General features: G+C 71.9%; 23 protein-coding genes. 11 read left to right on the plus strand and 12 right to left on the minus strand.

The genetic code is table 11. The features are described from left to right. Window positions 1–5: 5 nt before the first annotated feature. The 4 genes from TPA0908_RS04630 to TPA0908_RS04645 all read right to left on the minus strand — a co-directional run bounded on the left by TPA0908_RS04630 (window position 6) and on the right by TPA0908_RS04645 (window position 3,426). Window positions 6–608 (minus strand): hypothetical protein, encoded by a 603-nt coding sequence (locus TPA0908_RS04630; protein WP_281934971.1) that lies wholly within the window; start codon window positions 606–608, stop codon window positions 6–8. Window positions 609–765: 157 nt separating this feature from the next. Further along, on the minus strand, window positions 766–1,476 hold the full coding sequence (locus TPA0908_RS04635) for a hypothetical protein (protein WP_281934973.1): 711 nt from the start codon (window positions 1,474–1,476) through the stop codon (window positions 766–768). Window positions 1,477–1,576: 100 nt separating this feature from the next. Further along, window positions 1,577–2,833 carry a COG1361 family protein gene (locus TPA0908_RS04640; RefSeq protein ID WP_281934975.1) on the minus strand — a complete coding sequence of 419 codons (1,257 nt, stop codon included), beginning with the start codon at window positions 2,831–2,833 and terminating at the stop codon, window positions 1,577–1,579. A 116-nt stretch (window positions 2,834–2,949) separates the two neighbouring features. Then, complete coding sequence (locus TPA0908_RS04645) at window positions 2,950–3,426, minus strand: winged helix-turn-helix transcriptional regulator (protein WP_281934977.1); 477 nt, start codon at window positions 3,424–3,426, stop codon at window positions 2,950–2,952. Between the two features lie 129 nt (window positions 3,427–3,555). Here TPA0908_RS04645 and TPA0908_RS04650 point away from each other — a divergent pair, with 129 nt between their 5' ends. Next, complete coding sequence (locus TPA0908_RS04650) at window positions 3,556–4,395, plus strand: SDR family NAD(P)-dependent oxidoreductase (RefSeq protein ID WP_281934979.1); 840 nt, start codon at window positions 3,556–3,558, stop codon at window positions 4,393–4,395. Here TPA0908_RS04650 and TPA0908_RS04655 read toward each other — a convergent pair. The 3 genes from TPA0908_RS04655 to TPA0908_RS04665 all read right to left on the minus strand — a co-directional run bounded on the left by TPA0908_RS04655 (window position 4,364) and on the right by TPA0908_RS04665 (window position 7,027). Next, entirely contained in the window at window positions 4,364–5,578 is a 1,215-nt protein-coding gene (locus TPA0908_RS04655) for a helix-turn-helix domain-containing protein (RefSeq protein ID WP_281934982.1), read from the minus strand. The two genes, TPA0908_RS04650 and TPA0908_RS04655, sit on opposite strands and share 32 nt — an antisense overlap. Then, window positions 5,565–5,708 carry a hypothetical protein gene (locus tag TPA0908_RS04660; protein ID WP_281934984.1) on the minus strand — a complete coding sequence of 48 codons (144 nt, stop codon included), beginning with the start codon at window positions 5,706–5,708 and terminating at the stop codon, window positions 5,565–5,567. The genes TPA0908_RS04655 and TPA0908_RS04660 overlap by 14 nt, the downstream gene beginning before the upstream one ends. 107 nt (window positions 5,709–5,815) lie before the next feature. Continuing rightward, window positions 5,816–7,027, minus strand: coding sequence for a helix-turn-helix domain-containing protein (locus TPA0908_RS04665; protein ID WP_281934986.1), 1,212 nt, complete (start codon window positions 7,025–7,027; stop codon window positions 5,816–5,818). 190 nt (window positions 7,028–7,217) lie between these two features. Here TPA0908_RS04665 and TPA0908_RS04670 point away from each other — a divergent pair, with 190 nt between their 5' ends. After that, complete coding sequence (locus TPA0908_RS04670) at window positions 7,218–7,865, plus strand: XRE family transcriptional regulator (RefSeq protein ID WP_281934987.1); 648 nt, start codon at window positions 7,218–7,220, stop codon at window positions 7,863–7,865. Window positions 7,866–8,054: 189 nt separating this feature from the next. Here TPA0908_RS04670 and TPA0908_RS04675 read toward each other — a convergent pair whose 3' ends face one another. The 3 genes from TPA0908_RS04675 to TPA0908_RS04685 form a co-directional block, all read right to left on the minus strand. After that, on the minus strand, window positions 8,055–8,624 hold the full coding sequence (locus tag TPA0908_RS04675) for a GNAT family N-acetyltransferase (protein ID WP_281934988.1): 570 nt from the start codon (window positions 8,622–8,624) through the stop codon (window positions 8,055–8,057). A gap of 125 nt (window positions 8,625–8,749) precedes the next feature. Then, complete coding sequence (locus TPA0908_RS04680) at window positions 8,750–9,100, minus strand: hypothetical protein (RefSeq protein WP_281934989.1); 351 nt, start codon at window positions 9,098–9,100, stop codon at window positions 8,750–8,752. Window positions 9,101–9,265: 165 nt separating this feature from the next. Beyond that, a complete protein-coding gene (locus tag TPA0908_RS04685; protein WP_281934990.1) occupies window positions 9,266–9,580 on the minus strand; it encodes a hypothetical protein in 315 nt (104 codons plus the stop codon). 533 nt (window positions 9,581–10,113) lie between these two features. Here TPA0908_RS04685 and TPA0908_RS04690 point away from each other — a divergent pair. From TPA0908_RS04690 to TPA0908_RS04705, 4 genes are all read left to right on the plus strand, one after another. Next, the gene (locus TPA0908_RS04690) at window positions 10,114–11,526 is read left to right on the plus strand and encodes a hypothetical protein (RefSeq protein WP_281934992.1); all 1,413 of its coding nucleotides are present in this window, start codon (window positions 10,114–10,116) and stop codon (window positions 11,524–11,526) included. A gap of 142 nt (window positions 11,527–11,668) precedes the next feature. Further along, the gene (locus TPA0908_RS04695; RefSeq protein WP_281934994.1) at window positions 11,669–12,580 is read left to right on the plus strand and encodes a class I SAM-dependent methyltransferase; all 912 of its coding nucleotides are present in this window, start codon (window positions 11,669–11,671) and stop codon (window positions 12,578–12,580) included. Window positions 12,581–12,593: 13 nt separating this feature from the next. Beyond that, entirely contained in the window at window positions 12,594–13,163 is a 570-nt protein-coding gene (locus tag TPA0908_RS04700; protein WP_281934996.1) for an AAA family ATPase, read from the plus strand. Between the two features lie 45 nt (window positions 13,164–13,208). Further along, window positions 13,209–13,361 (plus strand): hypothetical protein, encoded by a 153-nt coding sequence (locus tag TPA0908_RS04705; protein ID WP_281934998.1) that lies wholly within the window; start codon window positions 13,209–13,211, stop codon window positions 13,359–13,361. A gap of 77 nt (window positions 13,362–13,438) precedes the next feature. Here the strand turns inward: TPA0908_RS04705 and TPA0908_RS04710 are convergent, their stop codons facing one another. After that, window positions 13,439–14,401: a helix-turn-helix transcriptional regulator gene (locus TPA0908_RS04710; RefSeq protein ID WP_281934999.1), complete on the minus strand. Its 963-nt coding sequence runs from the start codon at window positions 14,399–14,401 to the stop codon at window positions 13,439–13,441. Between the two features lie 57 nt (window positions 14,402–14,458). Between TPA0908_RS04710 and TPA0908_RS04715 the strand changes: the two genes are divergently transcribed. Further along, window positions 14,459–15,202: an alpha/beta fold hydrolase gene (locus tag TPA0908_RS04715; protein WP_281935001.1), complete on the plus strand. Its 744-nt coding sequence runs from the start codon at window positions 14,459–14,461 to the stop codon at window positions 15,200–15,202. A gap of 119 nt (window positions 15,203–15,321) precedes the next feature. On the opposite strand, the gene TPA0908_RS04720 is transcribed toward TPA0908_RS04715, so the two are convergent. Further along, window positions 15,322–17,163 (minus strand): DUF4440 domain-containing protein, encoded by a 1,842-nt coding sequence (locus TPA0908_RS04720; protein WP_281935003.1) that lies wholly within the window; start codon window positions 17,161–17,163, stop codon window positions 15,322–15,324. A 247-nt stretch (window positions 17,164–17,410) separates the two neighbouring features. On the opposite strand from TPA0908_RS04720, the gene TPA0908_RS31755 reads away from it, so the two are divergent. From TPA0908_RS31755 to TPA0908_RS04735, 4 genes are all read left to right on the plus strand, one after another. After that, window positions 17,411–17,818, plus strand: a complete 408-nt coding sequence (locus TPA0908_RS31755) for a helix-turn-helix domain-containing protein (RefSeq protein WP_374709182.1) — start codon at window positions 17,411–17,413, stop codon at window positions 17,816–17,818. Then, window positions 17,767–19,848 carry a tetratricopeptide repeat protein gene (locus TPA0908_RS04725; RefSeq protein WP_281935005.1) on the plus strand — a complete coding sequence of 694 codons (2,082 nt, stop codon included), beginning with the start codon at window positions 17,767–17,769 and terminating at the stop codon, window positions 19,846–19,848. Before TPA0908_RS31755 ends, TPA0908_RS04725 begins: the two co-directional genes overlap by 52 nt. Before the next feature lie 16 nt (window positions 19,849–19,864). After that, the gene (locus tag TPA0908_RS04730) at window positions 19,865–20,341 is read left to right on the plus strand and encodes a hypothetical protein (protein ID WP_281935007.1); all 477 of its coding nucleotides are present in this window, start codon (window positions 19,865–19,867) and stop codon (window positions 20,339–20,341) included. 85 nt (window positions 20,342–20,426) lie between these two features. Continuing rightward, a complete protein-coding gene (locus TPA0908_RS04735; RefSeq protein ID WP_281935009.1) occupies window positions 20,427–21,149 on the plus strand; it encodes a DUF305 domain-containing protein in 723 nt (240 codons plus the stop codon). Window positions 21,150–21,235: the final 86 nt, after the last annotated feature.

The raw sequence follows: 21,235 nt of genomic DNA on the forward strand, positions 1-21,235 counted from the left end.
CCACCTCACGCCGGCACACCGGAGACGACATCCGCGACGTTGCCCTGGTAGCAGGTCGCGGTGGAGATGGCGGGGGCGGTCACGGCCGGGCCGGAGACGACGTACCGCTGGCCGGTCTGCGCGTTGCGGCACTGGATCTGGACCCGGTAGACGCCGGTGTCGCACTGGGCGGTGCCACGGCCGTAGTAGTGGTTGCTGCCCTCGTGGACCCACTCCGCCCAGGAGACGCAACCGGTGACGCCGGTCGTCGGCAGTGGATCGTCGACGGGGTACACGCCCTCGGCGACGTTGCCGCTGTAGCAGGTCGTGGTGGCGGTGCCGGGCGCGTTCACCGCGTACCCGCCGTAGACGACGTACCCCACCCCGGTCTGGAGGTTGCGGCACCGGAGCTTGACCTTGTATCGGCCGCTGGTGCACTGCACGTTGCCCCGGCCGTAGTAGTAGCTGTTGCCGCCCTCCTGCACCCACTCCACCCACGTCGTACAGCCGGAAGCCGCGGCCTGGGCGCTCAGGTCGACCCGGGCGGTCGCGCCGGCAGGGGCCGGCGCGGCCAGGACGGAAAGGCCGAGCATCGTCGTCGCCATCAGCGAACGCGCATACCTCGTCACACACGCCTCCTGAAAGAGTGGACGGACGTCGATACTACAACCGTTCGTGACCGCTCGATCAAGTCTGCGTGACCGGTGCCGACGGCTGCGCCCCCGGCGTCGACACCGTCCCGGGTGGACCGGCCCCGCGGGGCTGGTCCACCCGGGACGGCACGGCTCAGGGGGTGTACGGGGTGTCGGTGTGGCTCAGCTCGGTGACCGTGACGCCGGAGAGTCGGTAGACGGTGGTCCGCCTCGTGTTGAGCTCGGCCATGCTCGCGTCGTCGGACCGGGTCAGCCAGACCACGGTGGCCTTCTGCCCGGTGATCCCGATCGAGGTGACCGGGGTCCGGTCGCCGAGGTCGACCACCGTGCGGTAGGCCGGCTTCCCGGCCGCGTTGTGCCAGAAGACGACACTCCAGAACTGGCCGGTCCCGCCGGTGCGCACCACCACCGCGCGGGCGGCGTCGGCGGCCTTGTCGCCGTCCAGATCACCGACCGCACAGGGCTTCTGGAGTGCCACGCCGGTGCCGTCCTCACCGTTCCAGATGCCGTCGAGCAGCGGAATGTGGTCGGTGTGATCGTAGAACGGCGCCTTCGGGCTGCCCAGGTCGGCGCCGGCGAGTTGACCGCAGGTCAGCGCCGGGACGGCCTTCGGCGGGGCCGGTTGCGGGTCGCTCGCCGGCTTCGCCGGCGCGGACGCGGCCGACGTGGGGCTGTCGGCGGTCGGCGCGGACGAGGTGGCGTCCGGTGTCACCTCGTCGGCCGGGGCTGCGGCAGTCGCGGTGACGGTGGTGGTGGCGGTGGAGACGGGGCCGGAGTCGCCGGCACACCCGGTGGAGAATCCGAGCAGGGTGAGGGCGACGACGATCGGCAGGGTCCGGCGCATCGGCGGGCGGTGTCCTCTCTGAGATGGTGCCCGCACCGTACGGAACCGGTGCCACCCCACCGGTTCCGTACGGCGCCCCCGCGGCATGCCCCTCCGGGGATCAGGCCGCCGGTCGCTCGTCGTCGGGGACGACCAGGGTCAGCCGGCGACGCCGGGCAGCGAGGAACAACACGCCTCCGGCCGCCAGCGCCGCGACGCCGATGCCGCCGATCAGTCCGGCCTGCGGCCCGGTGACGGGCAACCCGCCGTCACCGCCGCCGACGCCACCACCGCCGTCACCGCCGTCACCGTCACCGCCGTCACCGCCGCCGCTCTTGGCGGCCAGCACCACGGCGAACCCGTCCCGATTGTCGCTGCGGTCCACGTCGGCCACCCGGGCGGCGACGGCGTTCGCGGGCAGTTCGGCTTGCGCGGCCTTGGCGCGGTCGTTCGTCGGCCGCTCGGCGAGGCCCTCCACCCGCACGGTTCCGCCCGGCAACGTCGCCGGCGCGGTGGCGGACGCCGAGGTCGTCACCAGGTTGTACAGCTCGACCGCCGAGTAGACCGTGTCGTTCGGATCGGTGTCCTCGACGGCCGGCACGAGGGTGAGGCCCTGGTAGGTGCAGACCGCCGACCGCCCGGCGTCGCCGAGCACGCACTGGGTCGGCGGCCTGGTGAAGGTGACCCCCTCGGGCAGGCGCAGCGTGACCCGCACTCCGCTGACGGCCTTCCGGCCCTGGTTGGCGATGGTGTGCCACACCGCGCCCGTCTCACCGGGGTTCAGCGTGCCGGTGTGCTCGGGCGTGCCGCCGGCGCCGATCCGCACGGACTCCTTCACGTCCCGGGCGACCACCGAGAGGTCGGCGCTGGGCTGGTCGACCAGCTCCAGCGGGAACCATCCGGTGTTGTCGGCCGGATTCGCGTCCTTCTCCGGGCTGATGGTGACCGTGACTTCGAACCTGCCCCGGTAGGGCCCCGCCGCGCCGAAGAGCCTGGCGTCGACGGGAACGTCGACGGTCTCGCCCGGCCCCGGGATCAGCTCCGGCAACAGTTCGCAGTAGAACCCCCCGAAATCACCGTCGCACTCGCCCACCCCACCCGAATGCCAGATCAGGGCGACCGGCAGGGGCTCCGGGAGGCCCTCCGACGGCTGGCGGACTCTGACGACGACACTGCTCGGGGTCTCGTCCCCCCGGTTGCTGATCTTCAGGTGGACGACCTTCTTCTCGACCCCCCGCGTGATCCTCGTCCCGGACGCGTCGACCGCGAGGTCCGGACCCTTCTTCGCCGCCTCGGCGGGACCGGCGGGGACAGCCACCCCGGCGAGGAGGAACAGCGCGGCGGCAGTTCGCGACAGCCGCCGACGACCACAGCTCATGGCACAACCCTTCCGGACGTGCGGACAGTGTGGCTGAGAACACTATCGACAATCGGCTTCCACCAGTGCCCCGCACGCGCGGCGGCCCGAGGCCCTCTCCATGTCGCCTCGCCGGGTCAGTCCGGGCGGTTCGCGTCGGCCGCGGGCGCACCCGGGCCGGGCCGGGTGGCGACCTGATCGGGGTGGAGTTCGGCGTGGCAGGCGCCGCAGCGGTAGGCGGCCCGTACCGGCCCTCCGCAGCCGTCGTGCACCAGCAGCCGGGGCGGACCGGCCGGCTCGGGATAGTGGCGGTCGCCCCACCACATCAGCTGGGCGACGACCGGGGTCAACTCCCGGCCCTTGGCGGTGAGGTGGTACTCGAAACGCTCGGGTCGCTGCTGGTAGGCGCGGCGTTCCAGGACGCCCTCGGCGACGAGGAGGCGGAGCCGCTGGGTGAGCACGGTCCGGGTGACGCCGAGGCTGGCGACGAGTTCGTCGAAGCGACGCCGGCCGACCAGGACGTCCCGGAGGACGAGCATGGTCCAGCGCTCGCCGACCACCTCCAGGCTGCGGGCGAGCGAGCAGGTCTGATGCGCGTAGTCCTGGCCCAGCATGAGGCGGCCAACCCTACACCCAGTGAGTTGCGTGAAGCGACCCACCGATCCTACGGTGAGTCGCGTGATGCTACTCGCTCGGTGCCCGGCATCCGGCGAGCCACCTCTGCCGGAAGGGCGACCTCCGCCATGACCACATCCGAGACCCACCCCACCCCTGCCGCCTCCCGCAGCCGCGCCCACCAGCGGTTCCTCGAACGGTACGGTCCCACCGCCCTGGTCACCGGCGCCTCCTCCGGCATCGGCCGGGAGATCGCCCACCGCCTCGCCGAACGCGGTCTCGATCTGGTGCTGGTGGCCCGCCGCGAGCCCGAGCTGCGGGAGCTGGCCGCCGACCTCACCACGCGGCACGGCATCGACGCGCAGGTGCTGCCGCTGGACCTGGCCCGGCCGGAGAGCCTCGACGCGCTCGCCGCCGCGACCGCCGGCGCCGACATCGGTCTCTGCGTCGCCGCCGCCGGCTTCGGCACCTCCGGCCCGTTCGTCGCCGCCGAACTGCCCCGCGAACTGGAGATGCTCCAGGTCAACTGCGCCGCGACGTTGGCCCTGAGCTGGCTGTTCGGACGACGGTTCGCGGACCGGGGCCGCGGTGGGATCATCCTGCTCAGCTCCATCGTCAGCTTCCAGGGCGCGCCCAACGCGGCGAACTACGCCGCCACCAAGGCCTACGTCCAGACGCTGGCGGAAGGGCTGCACGCCGAACTCAGACCCCACGGGGTCGACGTGCTCGCCTCCGCGCCGGGCCCGGTCGCCAGCGGCTTCGCCGACACCGCCGGCATGCGCATGGGCAGGACCCTGACCCCCGAGGACGTGGCGCAACGGTCGCTCGACGCGCTCGGCCGCCGGCCCACCGCCTTTCCCGGACTGCTCTCCCGCATCCTCAAGGACAGCCTCGCCCCGCTGCCGCGCCGGGCCCGCGTCCGCGTCATGGGTGGGGTCATGGCCGGCATGACCAAGCACCGCCGCTGAGCCTCCTCAGCTTCGCGATCGTGGTCGGGGCGCCGGGGTCGCGGGCAATCTCGGCGACGATGTCCCGGGCGACGGGCCGGTGCGTGATCTCGGCCGGTGCGGTGCGCTCGACCTCGGTCACCAGGCGAGCCGCGTTGCCGGCATCTCCGGCATGCAGGTAGGCGCGGGCCACGTCGAGCAGATGCGCGGCACGGTGCTCGGCGGGCAGCCACCGCCAACCGGGCCGCGCGACGGCCCGCTCATGTCGGACGACCGCCGCACGAGCCTCCCCGGCTTCGACGGCTGCGGCGGCGCGAGCCAGGTCGACGGCGGTGGGACCGAACCCGGTGCGGTGATGGTCGCACCCGTCACCGACCCGCTGCGCCATGCCGTCGGCCTCGTCGAGCAGTTCGCCGGCGGCGGCCTCGTTCCCGTCCTGCGCCGCCGCCAGGCCGGCCTGGACGAGCAGGGTCCCACACAGGGACAGCTCCGCCGGTGCGCCGTGGTCCAGCACGGGCGGGGCGATCCGGTACGCGGCACCGAGCAGCACCGCCTTCGCCTCCCGCACCCGACCGAGCGCGCGTAACACCTGCCCGAGCTGCACGGCTGCGGCGGCCACCAACTCCCGGTCACCCGTGGCGGCGAGCATCGCCCGATCCCCCGCCAACCACGCCAGCTCGGCGTCGCCGAGCTTGAGCAACAGAGAAGCGGTGATCCGGTACGCCTCGACGAGCGGCACCCGACCCGCCACCGGGACCTCGGCGTGGGTGCGTTGTGCATGGGTGAGCAAGCCCGGCACGAGGTCGACCAACTGTGGGTAGCGGGCGTGCTGGAACGTCGTCCACGCGTACCCCACATCCCGCGACATCCGGTCCACCGGCACCACCGGTCCACCTCCCGACCTGCCCAACGGGATCTCGTAGCGAGACAGCGCCGCCCTGATCCGCCCGACGCCATCACCGCGACTCGCCACCGCGACCGGTGCGAGGTCCTGGCCGACCAGAGCGGCGGCGTCGACACGAAGCACGCGGGCGATCTCCTGGAGCGTCGAGAGCTTGTCCAGCGACCGGACGCCGCGTTCGACCTTGCCCACCCAACTCTTCGACTTGCCGAGCCGGTCGGCGAACACCTGCTGCGACAGCTTCCGCCGACCCCGCCAGTACGCCACCCGCCGTCCGACCGGCGACAGCTCAACGCTGCCCACGACGCCACCGCCGATCCGGTACGGCCCGGGTGGTCTCCTCCACCGGAATGCGAGCCGCCTCCGCCTCGGCCAACAGCCGACGCTTCGCCGCCTCCCGCTCGACCGCCTGGATCTGCTCGCCCCGGCTCACCGCAGAATCGTCGCCCTTACCCGACATTCCCCACCTCCGCCGCACTAGGTGACGGAAAAGCTACGGAAGGCTACATGCCGGAAAGGGTAGGTTTCATACCCCCTGGATCACGCGACGAGCCCGACCTTCATCGCGAGGTCACGGGCCTCCTCCCGGGTGGACCGTGGGCCGTCGAGGAGGTCCAGCGTGATCTGACGGGCGTACCCGTTGAAGCGGATCGTCTCCGGCGCCGACTGGTACGCCCGTCCGAGGAAACCTACTGCCGCTTCCATGTCGTTCTTGCCGTGGTGCGCCCGCGCGACCTCGATGAGGTGACGCGCCCGGCGGGGCCTCGACGGAATTGCCGCCGCGTCGTGGCGGCGTGCCTGCCGCACCGCCTCACCGGACTTCTGCAACTCCACCGACACCGTGACCGCGTGAGCGCCCATGACGACCCGCGAGAACGACGTCTGCGGCTGGTAGAAGTCCGGCGGCAGTCGATGCGCCACCCGGTCGGCGCGGTCCCAGAACCGCCAGGCCCGACCCTCCTCACCGGCGCGCGCGGCGGTGTAGGCGGCCTCGAAGTTCACCGCACCCCACAACGCCAACAGATTGGCGTTCGCGTCGGCTGTGTGCGGCTCCAGGACCGACAGAACGTCCAGGGTCACCGCCATCGCGGTGTCCCAATCCCCCGCGTCCCGGTGCACCTGGCACAGGAACCACCCCGCGCACGCCACCGCCTCCGGTTCCCCGGACTCCTGTGCCGCCACCATCGCCCGGTCGGCGACACGCCACAGCAATTCGGCGGCGGGTTGGTAGGCGAGGAACATCTGGGCCAGCCCGAGCGTCTCCGCCAACAGGGCCTGTGACTGCCGGCGCTCGCCGCCCTCGTACCCCAGGGCGGCGCGTTGCACGTCCCGCAGCAGCCCCGGTAGCAGACCGCCCAGCACCGTCCGATGATCCGACGCCTGATGACGTGCCCGCCATGCCGCGTCGAGTCGCGTTCTGAGGCTGGACAATGGCTCGGGAGGCGCGTCGGCGGAGAGCGAGAAGCGGTTCACCGCGTCCCGCACCGACGCCAACGCCGGATGTTCCGGCCCGTTCACCACGGCCGACCGGTCGCTCAACTCCCCGACCAGGGCAGACACGTCGACCTTGAGAGCACGCGCCATGCGGTCCAGCATGTGCACCCGCGGCGGCAGGATCCGATCCGTCTCGACCGCCTTGACCCACTCGGCGCTGCGCCCCACCAGCCCGCCGAGCACCGCCCTCGTCTTCCCGGACCGCTCCCGGTAGACCTTCAGTCGCTGCCCGAACGTCAACTCCGGCAAGGAATCCATCCCGGACCTCCTCGTAGCGCGGAACGCACCACCGGCCCACCGGCCGCGTCAGTCCACGCTACCGGTCCTCCGGTCACCTCATCAGTCCCACACTCCAGCCAGATCATTCAGCGGACTGTCAGCGCCCGCGACGGCACAGGAGAACAAGCCAGCCGGACGGTCGGCGACATTACGGCGACATAGCACTACCGTGGTGGTCGTGGCCGTCTCCAACACCGCGTTGCGCGCCGTCCGCACCGAATTGCGGATGAGCCAGGGCGACTACGCCCGCGCGCTGGAAGTCGTCACCGGGCTACCCATCTCGCTCCTGGGCTTCGCCGCAGTGCCCAACGGGCACGTCACCGACGACGAGCACGGCGGCCACGATCTGACCTCTCCCGTGTCCGACCTGGCCACGCCCACACCGACGGCCAAGCCCACCTCGGCCCACCGGTCGTACGAGGGCGTGCGGCTCAGCCGCTACCAGTTCTACTCCAGTGGGCGGGGAGACTCCTTCGCCGGACAACACTTCGTCGTGCTGCTCCAGCACGCCGACAGGCTGACCGCGCGCAGCCTGCCCGGCTCGGCGTCATCGTCGCTCTCGCTCGACCTGAGCGTCGACGGTGCCGTCGTCACCGGCACCTGGGTCGAGCAGACCGACCCCACCGGCTACTACCGGGGTGCCAGATACCACGGGGCAATCCAACTCATCGCCGAGCCCACCGGCCGACGGATGGCCGGGAAGTGGATCGGCTTCGGCAAGGACATGGACGTCAACACCGGCCCATGGGAGCTTGTCTTCCAGGACGCGTCGACATCCAAGGCGACGCTCGATCGCTACAACACGCGAGCGATGTAGCGTGGCTCCGTGGGGTCCAGCCCACACCGTCCACCGCCCGATGATCCGTCTGGCATTCACCGCCGAGCACAAGGACCATGGAAAGCGCACCTACCCTGCGAGATCGACACGGGTCTCTGCCAGCGACGGTCCAGGTGGCGCAGCTCTGACCCGGCTCGGCCCCGGCCCGGGGGACGCCGAGTCATCCGGTCACAGCGGTGACGGGTCGTCGCGCAACCGGCTGTAGAGCCATCCGTCCCGCCAGGCGCCGGCCCGGAACTCGCAGGCCCGCAGGACCCCCTCCAGCTGGAAACCGGCCTTCTCCAGCGACCGCTGCTCGGCGGTGTTCTCGGCATGGGTGCCGGCCTGGATGCGCTGCGCCGGGGTGTGGCTGAACAGGTAGTCGCAGAGCAGCGCCTGGGCCCGCCAGCCGAGACCCCGGCCGCGCCACTCGGGCAGCAGCACGATGCCGATCTCCCAGTACGGCGCCCGCCCGCCGCCCTGGCGCTGCTGGTAGCTGAGGTAACCCGCCGGAACGTCCGGGGGATCGACCTGGACGATCAGGCCGCCGACCTGCTCGCCGAGATAGCCGTCCTCGGCGAAGCGGCGGCCCGGGGCGGCCGCGTCCCGGAAGCCGGCCCAGTCGAGCCCGATCAGCCCGGGTTCGACCGCGAACCGGCGCAGCATCGCCAGATCGTCCTCGGCCACCGGACGCAGTCGTACGGTCGAACCGGGCGCCTCGTGCACGACGCCGACCACCGGCGGATGGGAGCTGTCCATCCTCCGCACCGTAGTGACGGCCCGAACCGCCCGCTGCCCCGCGCAGCGATTCCGCGCGGTGACCACGCCGGGGCCGGGGTCACCGCAGTACACGGCGCAGCCGGCGGCGAGGTCGGGAAGGGCGGTCAGCCGGCGGTGCGGTCGAGCAGTTGCAGCAGCTCGTGCGCAGCCAGCTCGACATCCTTGTGGCGCCACTCGGAGGCGCGGTAGACACAGGCGATGAGCCCGGAGCGGTGGACCCGACGGAAGTCGCCGTAGGCGAAGGCGTAGCGCCCCTTCGTCTCCTCGCTCGCCCCGTCCGTGCAGGCGAGGAACCACTCGCCGTACTCGGTCCACGAGTGCCCGTCGAGGTAGGCGTTCTCGTCGCTCGCCCGGGGTTGCACGGCACCCCAGTCGCTGTCGAGAACGTACTGCCGGGCTTCGATGAGCCGCCGAGCGCGGGCGACGGCCGAGTTGTTCACCGAGTACGACGCCATGGTCGTCAGGATTCCCCGGAGCACGACCTGCTACGCCTCATCGAGCCGGCACTTTCGAGTCCATTGTCCGACCGGGCAGGACCTCCGCTGCGTCTGAGTTGGGGTGCCGGGCCCCGTCAGGTGCTCACCGGGCCCGGCTGCCCGTGCCGCGTCGCCCGCGAGAACTCAGTAGTCGCACTCGTCGACCCACGGCATCCGATACCAGGTGGTGTGGGTGTCGATGTAGTAGTCGGCGGCGTAGCCCTCGCCGCCCGGATACACGATGTAGTCCCAGATGGTGTCCCCGTTGACCAGTTCGCCGACGTACTGGCAGACGACGTGCACGGCGGTGCCGGGCGCCAGCGTGGCCTGAAGCCTGCATGAGGTGCCCGGCCAGGGCGGCTTCGTCGGGTGGTAGCAGTCACGGACGTTGACGCCGCTGCCGCCGACGTTGGCGGCGTGCCAGCTGGCATGGGCCGGAGCAGCGGTCAGGCTGAGCACCGTGGCACCAACCGCGACGACCGCGGCGAGCCGCGCCGGGACACGGCTTCGGCGCCGTGCGGTCGCTCCGGCAGCGGTATCGCTCCTGTCGCCGGCCCGCCCGCCCCGGGATACGTCTCTGTCGTGGCGCTTGATCCGGAACATCTGCTTCTCCTCCTCGTCGTGCCGCCTCACCGTCCACCCGGCTTTCCTGGTGCGTCGGCGGCTGCCCTCCGTCGAAGCTTCGCCCACGCCCGGCTCTCCACTCCGGACCGTTGCGCGCGAAGACAGCCGTGCAACGGCCGCACCCGCACGTGCGCACCGCGACGCGATGTTGACAACGAGTGACCACCCCGGCACCTTGGGGACATGCTTCCCCTCGCGCCTCGGCGACGGATCGGCTGGATGCTGCGAGCCAACCGGCTTCTGGGGGCAGATCAGAGGCTGCGCTCGGGACGAGAGTTCGCCCGGCGTTCGCCGCGGACTCCGGGCGCGACCTGGCCCCCTCGCAGATCACCCGCTGGGAACGCGGTGACCTGCCGGTCAACCGGACCGTGCTCCGTTGCTACGAACGCCTCCTGGGGCTGCCCGAGCTGACCCTCACCACGGTCAGCGACGCCGTGCACCGCTTCTACGGTGACCTCGACGACACCGGGGCGCGCCGTTACGAGGGTGACGTGCGGGTCACGGAGGCCTCTGTTTCGAGGCGGTGGCACGACCTGCTTGCTCAGGCCCGCGTGCCGTACGCGATGACCGGCGCTGCCTGGGACGAGCTGACCGCGGAGATCGGGCGCCGTCCCGGCCTGGTGCTGCACCCGCCCACGCTCTGGGACGAGATGTGCCACCACCTGCTCGGTGAACTTGTCATCGCCGAGGGTCGGGAGTGGCTGCTGCGACAGGAGGCGATGAGCCGGTTGCTGGGACATCCGGACGGAGGCCCCGCGGCGGTCCGGACCTGCACGGCCATGGTCGACGATCGGGCCGTCCCGGTGTTCATCACTCCGCTGTCCCTGCTGGACGCCACCGCGGATCGGCGCGCGAACCGCTACGTCCTCGACCAGCTCGACAATCCGCACAACGAGTTGGCACATCAGGGCGCCCTGTTGGCCGCGATACGCAAGCTTCGCGCCGGCCACTTTCGGACAGCGCCGGAATGGCGGCGGCTCACCGCCGCTGCTCGGGGTCTGCTGGCCGGTTCCGGGCCTGATCCGGCGGTGCAGGCACTCAGCGGCGAACTTCTCACCGGGATGGCCCGCCTCCTACCGCACGAGAACGGCCTGCGAGCCCAACTGGCCGCCCTCCACCACGACGGCGGCCCGGCCCTCCCGCAGGGCGTCCCCGCCGACCCGGGAGTCCTGGTCGACAACCTGGTCCGTCGGGCCCGGGGTCTGCTGCCCGTCGAGCCTCCCGAGGCCGACGACGTGTTTCCCGCCCTGATCGCAGAGGCGATGCACAGCCCCAACGCCGATCTGAGGCTCTACTCCGTCATGCTGGTGGCCGCCACCCCGTACCGCTGGCCATTGGCCTCAGCCGCCCTCGGGGAGATGCAGGGACGTCTGAAGGACTGGGGCCCGGGGTTGGTCGCCTCGACGCTGCGGATGCTGACTCTCCTGAAGACCCCGGATCACCGGGAGCTGGTCTACGGGCTGCTGGTCGACCCGGCGGCGCCGCCACCCCTACGGCATGCCGCCGCCAGCGCCACCCCCCACTGGCGGGCGCGGATGGACGCCGGACGATGGCAGCGCGTCCTGGCCGCCCAACGGCAGCAGGCAAGGCGAGCGCCGTCAACGCTGGATGACGGCATCCTGCGGGCCCTGACCTACGGCATGGCCACCGACGGCCACCGGGACCTGTTGCGCGAGGTCGAGGCCGGCTCGACGGGCCGGCCGTACCCACCGCAGGCCCAGGCGATCGCGGATTGGTGGACCCGACTGCCGCCGCAACTCCTCGCCGCGGCCCGCCGCTGAACGACGGTAGCCCGGCGGTGCCGACGATCCGCTCTGCCGGACCGACGAGACCACCGGTCGCGGCCCCACCGAAGCCGGGCGCGGTTCCGCGGGACGGCCCGCTCCAGGGCCCCGGAGCCGGGCGGCCGGTTACGCTGACCCGGTGGCGCCGGACAAGTGGGCACAGTGGCTCCTGACCCGCCGGGACGGCGACAGCGCGGGGCTGCGCGCCCGCCACGCGCGGGATCTGGCGGCGTTCCGTGACGGCGTCCTGGACGGAGCCGCCCTGGCGGCCGACGACGTGGTGCTCGACGTGGGCTGCGGGACCGGGCTGATCGGGTTCGGCGCGCTGGATCGACTCGGCCCGGCCGGTCACGTCATCTTCAGCGATGTGTCGCCCGACGTGCTCGACGAGTGCCGGCGCACCGCCGGCGGTGACGTGCGGTGCAGCTTCGTGGTCGCGCCGGCCCACGACCTCACCGGAATCGCTGACGCCTCCGTCGACGTCGTGACCACCCGGTCGGTGCTCATCTACTCCGACCGCAAGGCCGCCGCCTTCGCGGAGTTCCTCCGGGTCCTGCGGCCGGGCGGACGGATCTCCCTGTTCGAGCCCATCAACCGCTTCGCGGAACGGCTCCGGCTGGATGATCCGTTCGGCACCGGCAACTCGCCCGTGCACGACCTGGTCGCCAAGGTCGGCGACGTCTACCGGAGCGGGGAAACCACGCGACCCATGATGGACTTCGACGAACGTGACCTGGTCGACTGGGCGACGGCCGCCGGCTTCGAGGCGGTGGAACTGGACTACCGGGCCCGGGTCGACGTGCCCGCCGACCCGATCGAGGACTGGGAGGCACTCAAGCGCGTGGCGCCCAACCCCCTGGTCCCCACGTACGGCGAAGCGATCGCCGCCGCCCTGACCGACGACGAGCGCGCGCGTCTCGACACGTACATGACCGCCCTGGTCGCGGCCGGCACGCCCACCCGGCGCACGATGGCGACGGCGTTCCTCCGCGCCCGACGTCCAGCCCCGGCGACGGCACGGCGTCGAGCAGCACCGGGAGTGGGCACCTAGCAGAGGGGACGACGTGAGCAGCAGGTACATCGTCATTACCGGCGGCCCCGGAGCCGGCAAGACCACGCTGATCGACAGCTTGCGGCGTGCCGGTCACGCCTGCGTCGACGAAGCGGGGCGACAGATCATCCAGGACCAGCTCTCGATCGGCGGCCAGGCGCTGCACACCGGGGACTCACGACTGTTCGCCGAGGTCATGCTCAGCTGGGAGATCCGCTCCTACCGCCAAGCCAGTCGGCATCCCGGCCCCGTCTTCTTCGACCGCGGCATCCCGGACCTCGTCGGCTACCACCTCCTACTCGGCCAGCCCGTCCCCGCGCACGTGACAGCCGCAGCACGGCTGTTCCGCTATCACCAGCGTGTGTTCGTCGCCCCGCCCTGGCCGCGGATCTACACCACCGACAGCGAACGAGACCAAGACTTCGCCGAAGCCGTGCGTACCCATGACGCGGTGGTCGCCGCCTACACCCAACACGGCTACGAACTCCACACCCTGCCCAGAAGCGACGTCGCCTCACGCGTCAGGTTCATCCAACGGCACACCGCAGCCATCGATCACGGACCTACCGGTCGACCCTTCTGAGCCGCCCCGAGTGACGAGACCTCCCGTAGCCTCGGCGAGGATCTCGTGGAGGCCACGCTCCGCCGGACGACCGGCGCGACCGCCGCGGCCCCGACCACGCACCTGGTGCACTGCGCGTCGGGCACCCCACCGACGGCACCGGTCGGCCGGCCCGCCGCGACCGGCGCCGGCCGTCGGCCCGGCAGCCGCCGCTGGTGAGCTTCCGCGGTACGCGCGCCTTCGCGGCGGACCCGGACGCGCTGACCTGGGAATCGGCGCTTCGCCTCCGGAGCCGTTCACCCTCCGGCGTCGGCGTCGGTGAGCAGTCGGGCTGCCAGCGCCCGCACCTCGTCCCTGAGTGTGTCCGGCCGGTCGATCGTGAAGGACCAGCCGAGCCCGGCGAGCATCTGTGCCGCACCGTCGAGCCGTTCGACCCGGGTGGTGAGGCGTACGCCGTCGGGCACCTCGGTGAGCGTGCCGACCGACGGTGGGATCCGTCGCTGCGCCTGCGCCAGGCTGGTGTGCAGCACCACGGACATGTCGTGCGCGTACGGCACGGCCGCCAGACCGGCAAGTACCCGCGTGGTGGGGTCGAAGCCGGCCGGGATGTCGAACCGGCCCTGGGCGGGGCGGGCCGTCCCGATGCGGTCGAGCCGGAACGTGCGGACGGCCCGGCGGTCGTGGTCGTGACCGGTGACGTACCACCGGCCCGCGTGGAAGACCAGCCCGTACGGGTCGAGCTGTCGCTCGCCGGCCCGGCCGCGCCAGGTGGTGTAGGTGATGCTCACCGGTTGCTGGTGTCGGGCCGCTTCGGCGAGCACCAGCAGCACCTCGATGCCGGGCGGGGCGGACTTCCGGACCGGTGCGGTGAAGTCCACGGTGTCCAACAGCGAGTCGATCCGCCGGGCGAGGACGGCCGGCAGTACCCGGCGGATCTTCGCGGTCGCGCTCTCGGCGGCCGCGCCTTCGGCGGTGACCAGCCCCGCCCGGGTCGCGGCGACGAGCCCGAGCATGACCGCGACCGCCTCCTCGTCGGTGAGCATGAGTGGCGGCAGCTTGTATCCGGGCGCGAGCCGGTACCCGCCGTAGCGACCGCGCCGGGCCTCGACCGGGATGCCGAGGTCGGCGAGGTGCGCGGCGTAGCGGCGGACCGTGCGCTCGTCGACGCCCAGCCGACCGGCCAGGTCAGCGACGGTGAAGCCGCCGCCGGCCTGGAGGATCTCCAGCAACGCCAGGACACGCGCGGTGGGCCGGGCCAAAAATCTGACTCCTTATCCGGGCGGAATCTGTCCGGTATTGATCGTAGCGTGCACCGCATGACGACATTCGTACTGGTTCCCGGGTTCTGGCTCGGCGCGTGGGCCTGGCGCCCGGTCACCGCCGCGCTGCGTGGGCACGGCCACGAGGTGTACCCGCTGAGCCTGACCGGCATGGGCGAGCGCGCCCACCTGGCCCGCCCGGACACCGATCTCGACGTCCACGTCACCGACGTGGTCAACCTGCTGCGCTACGAGGACCTCCACGACGTGGTCCTCGTCGGGCACAGCTACGCCGGCGCGGTCGTGACGACCGCCGCCGCCGACCGCATGACCGACCGGATCGCCCAACTGGTCTTCGTCGACACCGGCCCCCTGCCCGACGGGGCGACGAACGACGACTTCAACCCACCCCGGGAGCGTGCACGCAACGCGGCGGTGATGGCCGAGCACGGTGACGGCTGGCGGCTGCCACCCCCGCCCTGGGCCGACCTGGCGGCGGGCGCAGCAGATGTGGATGAATCGGTCGTCGCGCTGCTCGGCGAGCGGTCGACGGCCCAACCGTGGGCGACCGCCACCAGCCCGGTGCGGCTCACCGGGGCGTGGGAGAAGCTGCCCCGCCTCGGCGTGCTGTCGAGCTTCACCGTCGAGCAGGCACGCGGGATGGCCGCCACCGTGCCGCTGTGTCGGCACATGGGCGGCGACTCGTGGCGGTACGAGGAACTGCCGACGTGGCACTGGCCGATGCTCAGCCGACCGGCCGAGCTGGCCCGGATCCTGCACCAGGCCAGACCGACGGCATAGCCCGCGGCGCCCGGGCGACCAGCACCGAGGTCAACCGGGCGCCGGCGCGCAATCGAGGCGGGGCAGCAAGAGGCCGCAGACGCCGTGCGTGGCGGCCCAGCGGGTTGACTTCCGAGGTTCTAGACCGGGGCGAAGGTGGCGGCCAACACCCGCCAGTTGCCGTCCGCACGCACCCACAGCCGGGTGTAGCGCAACCGCGCGGACACGACGGCACCGCCCTGGACGGCATCCACCGCGGCGACCATGCGGGTCACCCCCGTCTCGGCGTCTTCCTGGACGTCGAGCGACTCCTCCACCAGGCGGGTGATGCGCAGCGCCCCCGAGCGGTGACTCTCCAGGTCGTCCTGCTTCGTGAAGACCGAGCCGTCCGGCCCGGCACCCACGACCCGGGGGTGCAGAAGCGCGTCGAGGGCCTCGACGTCACCGGCGCGCTGCGCGGCTTGGAGCTGCCGTTCCGCAGTATGGAGATCCATCCGTCGATCCTCTCCAGCGCACGACCGCGGGACAAGCGGGTTCGCTCGCGGCAGAACCGCGGTCGCCGTGCCGAGCGGGATCGAGGCGGAGGGGTCCGGCCGCGCGCCCGGCGATGCGACGCCGCCTCCCGCAGTCGCTGAGTCGGCCGGTCGCCTCGGCAGCGACCGGCCGACTCGGCTGCCCCTGCTAGAAGACGCCGCTCGCTCCGGTGGGGTTACCGAGGAAGGCGTGTTGTAGGCGTAGTGCTGCCCGGTGGTGGAGACCATCACGTAGCCGGGCTGGCCGTCGGTTCGGTAGCTGACGTCGGCGATCTCTCCGGTGATGCCGGCCGGTGAGCCGCCCTGGTACTGGGCGTTGCCGTACGCGTAGATCTGTCCGGCCTTGCTCACGAGGACGTAGCCGAGGCCGTCGCTCGTCCGCGACATGGCGACGATTGCCCGGCTGAACCCGGTGGGCGAGCCGCCGAGGTAGGCGGCGTTGCCGTAGGCGTAGACCTGCCCCATCGAGGTGAGCAACCAGTAGCCGCCGCCGTCCGGGGTCATCTCGATGTCGACGAAGCTCCCCGAGTAGCCGCCCGGGCTGCCGCCCCGGTACGGCGTGCCGTAGGCGTAGACCTGTCCCGTCGCGCTCAGCATGACGTAGCCCTGGTTGTCCGGCGTCGCGGCCATGGCCACGATCTCCCCGCTGTATCCCGTGGGGCTGCCGCCCTTGTACGGCGCGTTGCCGTAGGCGTAGATCTGCCCGATCGACGTGAGCAGCCAGTAACCTGCCCCGTCCGACGTCACCTTCGCATCGGTGAAGCGCCCGGAGTAGCCGGTCGGCGAACCGCCGAAGTAGCCGCCGTTCCAGGCGTAGACCTGGCTGGTGCTTGACACGTCGGTGTAGGAGTTCGGGCCGGTGATGTGCACGCCGGCGCCGTTGGTGACCGGTTCCGCGCCGGAGGTCGCACCGATGTTGATCGAGGTCCGGGTCTTCGCGGTGATCACCGTGCCCCGGCCCGCGTTGGCCGAGCACTGGAAGGCGCCGTTCTTGAGGATCTCGAAGTGGACGTGCAGCCCGGTGGAGTCACCGTTGACCGCGGTGTGCCCGATGAGCTGCCCGCGGCTCACCGTCGCGCCGTTGGGAACCAGCGGAGCCGTGGGCGTCTCCCGCAGGTGCGCGTAGCGGGTCGACCAGCCGTTGGCGTGGACGACGTCGAGATAGTTGCCGTAGCCGGCGGGGTCGGCGCCGACGGCGTTCCACCGGACGGTGCCGTCGTAGGCGGCGTACACCTCGGTGGAGGGGCTGCGGGCGATGTCCGTCCCCTTGTGGGTGTGGGTCGGACGGGGCTCGCCGCACGTGCCGGTCACCGTTCCGTTCGAGGGCCACCACAGGTCGCCGTCGGTGGCGGCGGAGGCGGAGGCGGGAGCGAGCGCGCTCGCCATGGCGATCAGCGACGCCACCAGGTTGACCACCGCCACCCGGCGGCCGATCAGTTGAGGTCTCATCCGAGTTTCCCTTCTAGCTCGTACGGGTGTTTCGCCAAGCGTCGGCACCGGGGCTCGTCAACGGTGTGGACAGCGAACACGGTCGCCCCAGCAGGGGGCTTGAGCTGCGGTGACGGCGGACCAACGAGCGATCATGAGCGAACGGTGAACGGCGCACCAGCAGGGAGTACCGACACGGAGCGTTGTTGTCGACTACGCAGAGCTGGACAATGGCGGGGTGTCGGAGGCGTGGGAGGCCGAGATTCTGGTGCTCTGGCAGCGCCTCCGCGCCCCCGCTGAGACATCCGGTCGCGGGGCCGTCCCCTCACTGCGGGCGGTCGCCGCCCGGTCCGGATACTCGGTCGGTTTCCTCAGTGAGGTCCTCCGCGGCCGGAAGCGGCCGAGCCCCGACGCGGCAGCCGCCATCGCCGAGGCACTCGGTGGAACCGAATACGACGTCAATGCCGCGCGCACCTACGCGGAGCGGATGCGGGACTCGCCGGTGCCCCGGCCGCCCCGACCCGTACCCGGGTCCACCGCACCGGGGAGCCGCACTGGCCGTGTCGCATCGGTGTCGTACCCCACGCCGCCGACTGCTGGCAGCGCCGGCCGATCAGCAGCGAGTTGGCCGCTGACCACCCGGGTACGACCAACTCCGAACCGACGTCGGTCCTGACCGGGCTGGGCGGTGTGGGCAAGACCCAGATGGCCGTCGCCCACGCCCTCGACCTGTGGACCCGAGGCGCCCTGGACATGCTGGTCTGGGCCAATGCCGCCCACCGCCACGGCATCGTCGCGGCCTACGCGCAAGCCGCCCAGTTCGCCACCGGCGCCGACCAGATGGACGACACCGAGGCGGCCCGCAGGTTCCTGGCCTGGGCCGCCAGCACCGACCGGCGATGGCTCGTGGTCCTCGACGATCTGGCGGCTCCCGGCGACATCGCCGATCTCTGGCCGCCGAACACCGCCCACGGTCGAACTCTGGTCACGACGAGGCGTCACGACGCCGCCCTGGCCCACGAGGGCCGTCGGTTCATCACCGTGCAACCCTTCACCCCGGCCGAATCGATGGCGTACCTCACCAAGAAGTTCGCCACCGCTCCACAGCGCATGCACGGAGCGGCCCAACTGGCCAACGACCTTGGACACCTGCCGGTGGCGATGGGTCAGGCCGCCGCCTACATCCAGGATCGCGGACTGACCTGCCAGGAGTACCGACGGCGCCTCACCGCCAGGCTCGCGAAACTCGCCGACCTCCTGCCCGAGCCCGACGCCCTGCCGGACGACTATCACGCCGCCGTCAGCGCGACCTGGTCACTGTCGGTCCGGCTCGCCGACCGTCTGCGCCCGAAGGGCCTGGCGCGTCCCCTACTGGACACGGCCGCCTGGCTGGATCCCAACGGCATCCCGGTCGTGCTCTTCGAGTACGCAGCCGTCCGCGCCTACCTCGCCCGGCGGCGACCGACCGCCGAACTCCGAACCGGCGACGCCTCCGACGCGCTGGGCAGCCTGCACCGATTGAACCTGGTGACCGTCGACGACTCGGCGGCTGTGGTCAGGGTGCACGCCCTGGTCCAGCGGGCCACCCGGGACGGCCTCGGCAGTTCTCGGCGGCGACACGCACTCCGTGCGGCGGCAGACGCGCTCAACGCCATCTGGCTCGACACCGGCGGCAACGACATACCGGAAGAAATTCTGCACTCCAACGCGCTCGCACTCCACCGGCACGCCGGTGACCAACTCGTCCGCGACGGCGTGCACCCGCTGCTGTTCCGGGCAACCACCAGCCTCGGTCGAGCCGGTCACGTGGCGGCGGCCGTACGACTCGCGCAATGGCTGAACGAGACGGCGTCGCGACTCCTCGGCGAAGACCATCCGGACACGCTCGCCGCCCGTGGCGACCTTGCGTTCTGGCGCGGCGAAGCCGGGGCACCCAGCAACGCCGCCGCTGCGGCCCAGCGGCTCGTCGCGGACTGCCAACGGGCACTGGGGCCACGCCACCGACAGACACTCAACGCGCGCCACCACGCAGCCGGCTGGCACGGGCGCGCGGGTGCGCCGCAGCGAGCGGTCGCGGAACTCAGCGCACTGCTGGCCGATCGAATCCGGATTCTGGGCCCGGACGACCCGGACACCCTCAACAACCGCAACAGCCTGGCCGGATGGCTCGGCTACGCAGGCGATCCGCGCGGCGCCGTCGCGGCACTCCGGTCGGTCCTGATGGATCGCGTCCGCATTCTCGGCGACGACCACACGGACACGCTTGACACCCGACACCATCTCGCCCACTGGCTCGGGGAAGCGGGTGAGCCGGCAGCCGCCGCGGCGGCATTCGAATCGCTGCTCGACGACCGTCGTCGCGTACTCGGCGCCCAGCATCGCGACACGCTCGCGACCCGGTACCGACTGGCCCGATGGCGTGCCGCCGCCGGTGACTCCGCCCGGGCACTGCGCGACATGCAGCAGCTCGTCAAGGACTGTCGGGAAGCCCTCGGCACGCACCACCCGGACACCCTCACCACTGAGGCGTCACTTGCCGAACTGTACGGCGAGCAGGGGAATCCGCACCTCGCGGTGGCGTTGTTGAAGAGGGTGCTCACCGACCGGCTCACGGTGCTCGAGAGGAGCCATCCCGACATCGTCAGGGCCCGCGAACGACTCGCCCGGTGGACGAGCGCCTCGAAGCCGGTACGCGAGACCGGGTGACGGTAGCGTGATGGCCGTGACCGGTGTGTCGGCGACGCGGGGCGGATGGGTCGTCCGCTTCCTGCTGCTGGCCGCCACCCTGATCGGGCTCGCGGCGATACACAGCCTGGGTCACCAGTTGGCGATGCCCGGCGGCCACGCCGGGCACGGCATGCGCCCGGGCGCGCATCCGGCGACGGCACCGGCAGCGGACCTGACGAGCGGCGCTGCCGCGATGAGCGGCGCCGTCCCGAGCGGGTGCGCCGGCGACGGGTGCCCCAGGCTGGCCGCCGCGCCGGACGGTACGCCGGGACACCTGCCGGGCTGGGCCGTGTGCCTCGCGGTGATCGGCGCGTTCGGGACGGCGCTGGCGCTCGCCGCGGCGCTGTTGGTGACACGGACGGTTTCCGCGCCCGGCCGTCTGCGCTGGTTGTCTCCGGCCGCCTCCCGGGGACCGCCCACGGCACCCCGGCTGGGTCAACGCGTCGCCGCGGTGTCGGTGCTGCGGGTATAGGAGCGACTCCGCCGCGACATCCCCAGGGGGTGTCCGCGCGATCGCTTCCACGCACGTTCACCGACTCCGAAAGGCTTACCTCGTCATGACCCGTAGCATCCTGCGTCGTGCCCTCGTGGCCGGCGTCAGCCTCACCACCGCCGCCGTCGTCCTGACCGGCTGCGGCAGCGACGACCACAGTGCGGCCGGCGGCGGCCACAGCACGCCCACCGCCACCGCCGCGTCCGACGCCGCGTCCGCCTCGGCGCACAACGCGGCGGACGTGATGTTCGCGCAGATGATGATCCCGCACCACCAGCAAGCCGTGGCCATGGCCGACCTGGCCGCCACCCGGGCCGCCGACCCGCAGGTCAAGCAGCTCGCCGCCCAGATCAAGGACGCCCAGGCACCGGAGATCGCCACGATGAGCGGCTGGCTGCGCGCCTGGGGCGCGCCCGTGCCGACCGGAAGCGGCAGCGCCACCCCTGGCAGTGGCATGCCCGGCGCGGATCATGGCAACAGCGGCATGCCGGGCATGGGCCACGGTGACAGCGCCAGCCCGACCAGCTCCGGGATGCCGGGGATGGATCACGGCATGCCGGGGATGATGTCCGACGTCGACATGGCCCGGCTGGCGGCGGCCTCGGGGCGGGACTTCGACAAGCGGTTCCTCACCATGATGATCGCCCACCACGAGGGCGCGATCACGATGGCCCGGACCGAGGCCGCCCAGGGCGCCAACAGTGACGCGAAGGCCCTCGCCGAGCGGATCAGCACCAGCCAGCGGGCCGAGATCGACACGATGAAGTCCATCCTGGCCCGGATCTGACCGGGAGCGCGGTGGCCGGGTCCGCGTGGACGCCCGGTCACCGCGCCGGTTCAGGCCAGGTACCCGAGGTTGATCATCGTGCCGGT

The organism is Micromonospora sp. AKA38 (assembly GCF_027925725.1).
Lineage (GTDB): Bacteria > Actinomycetota > Actinomycetes > Mycobacteriales > Micromonosporaceae > Micromonospora.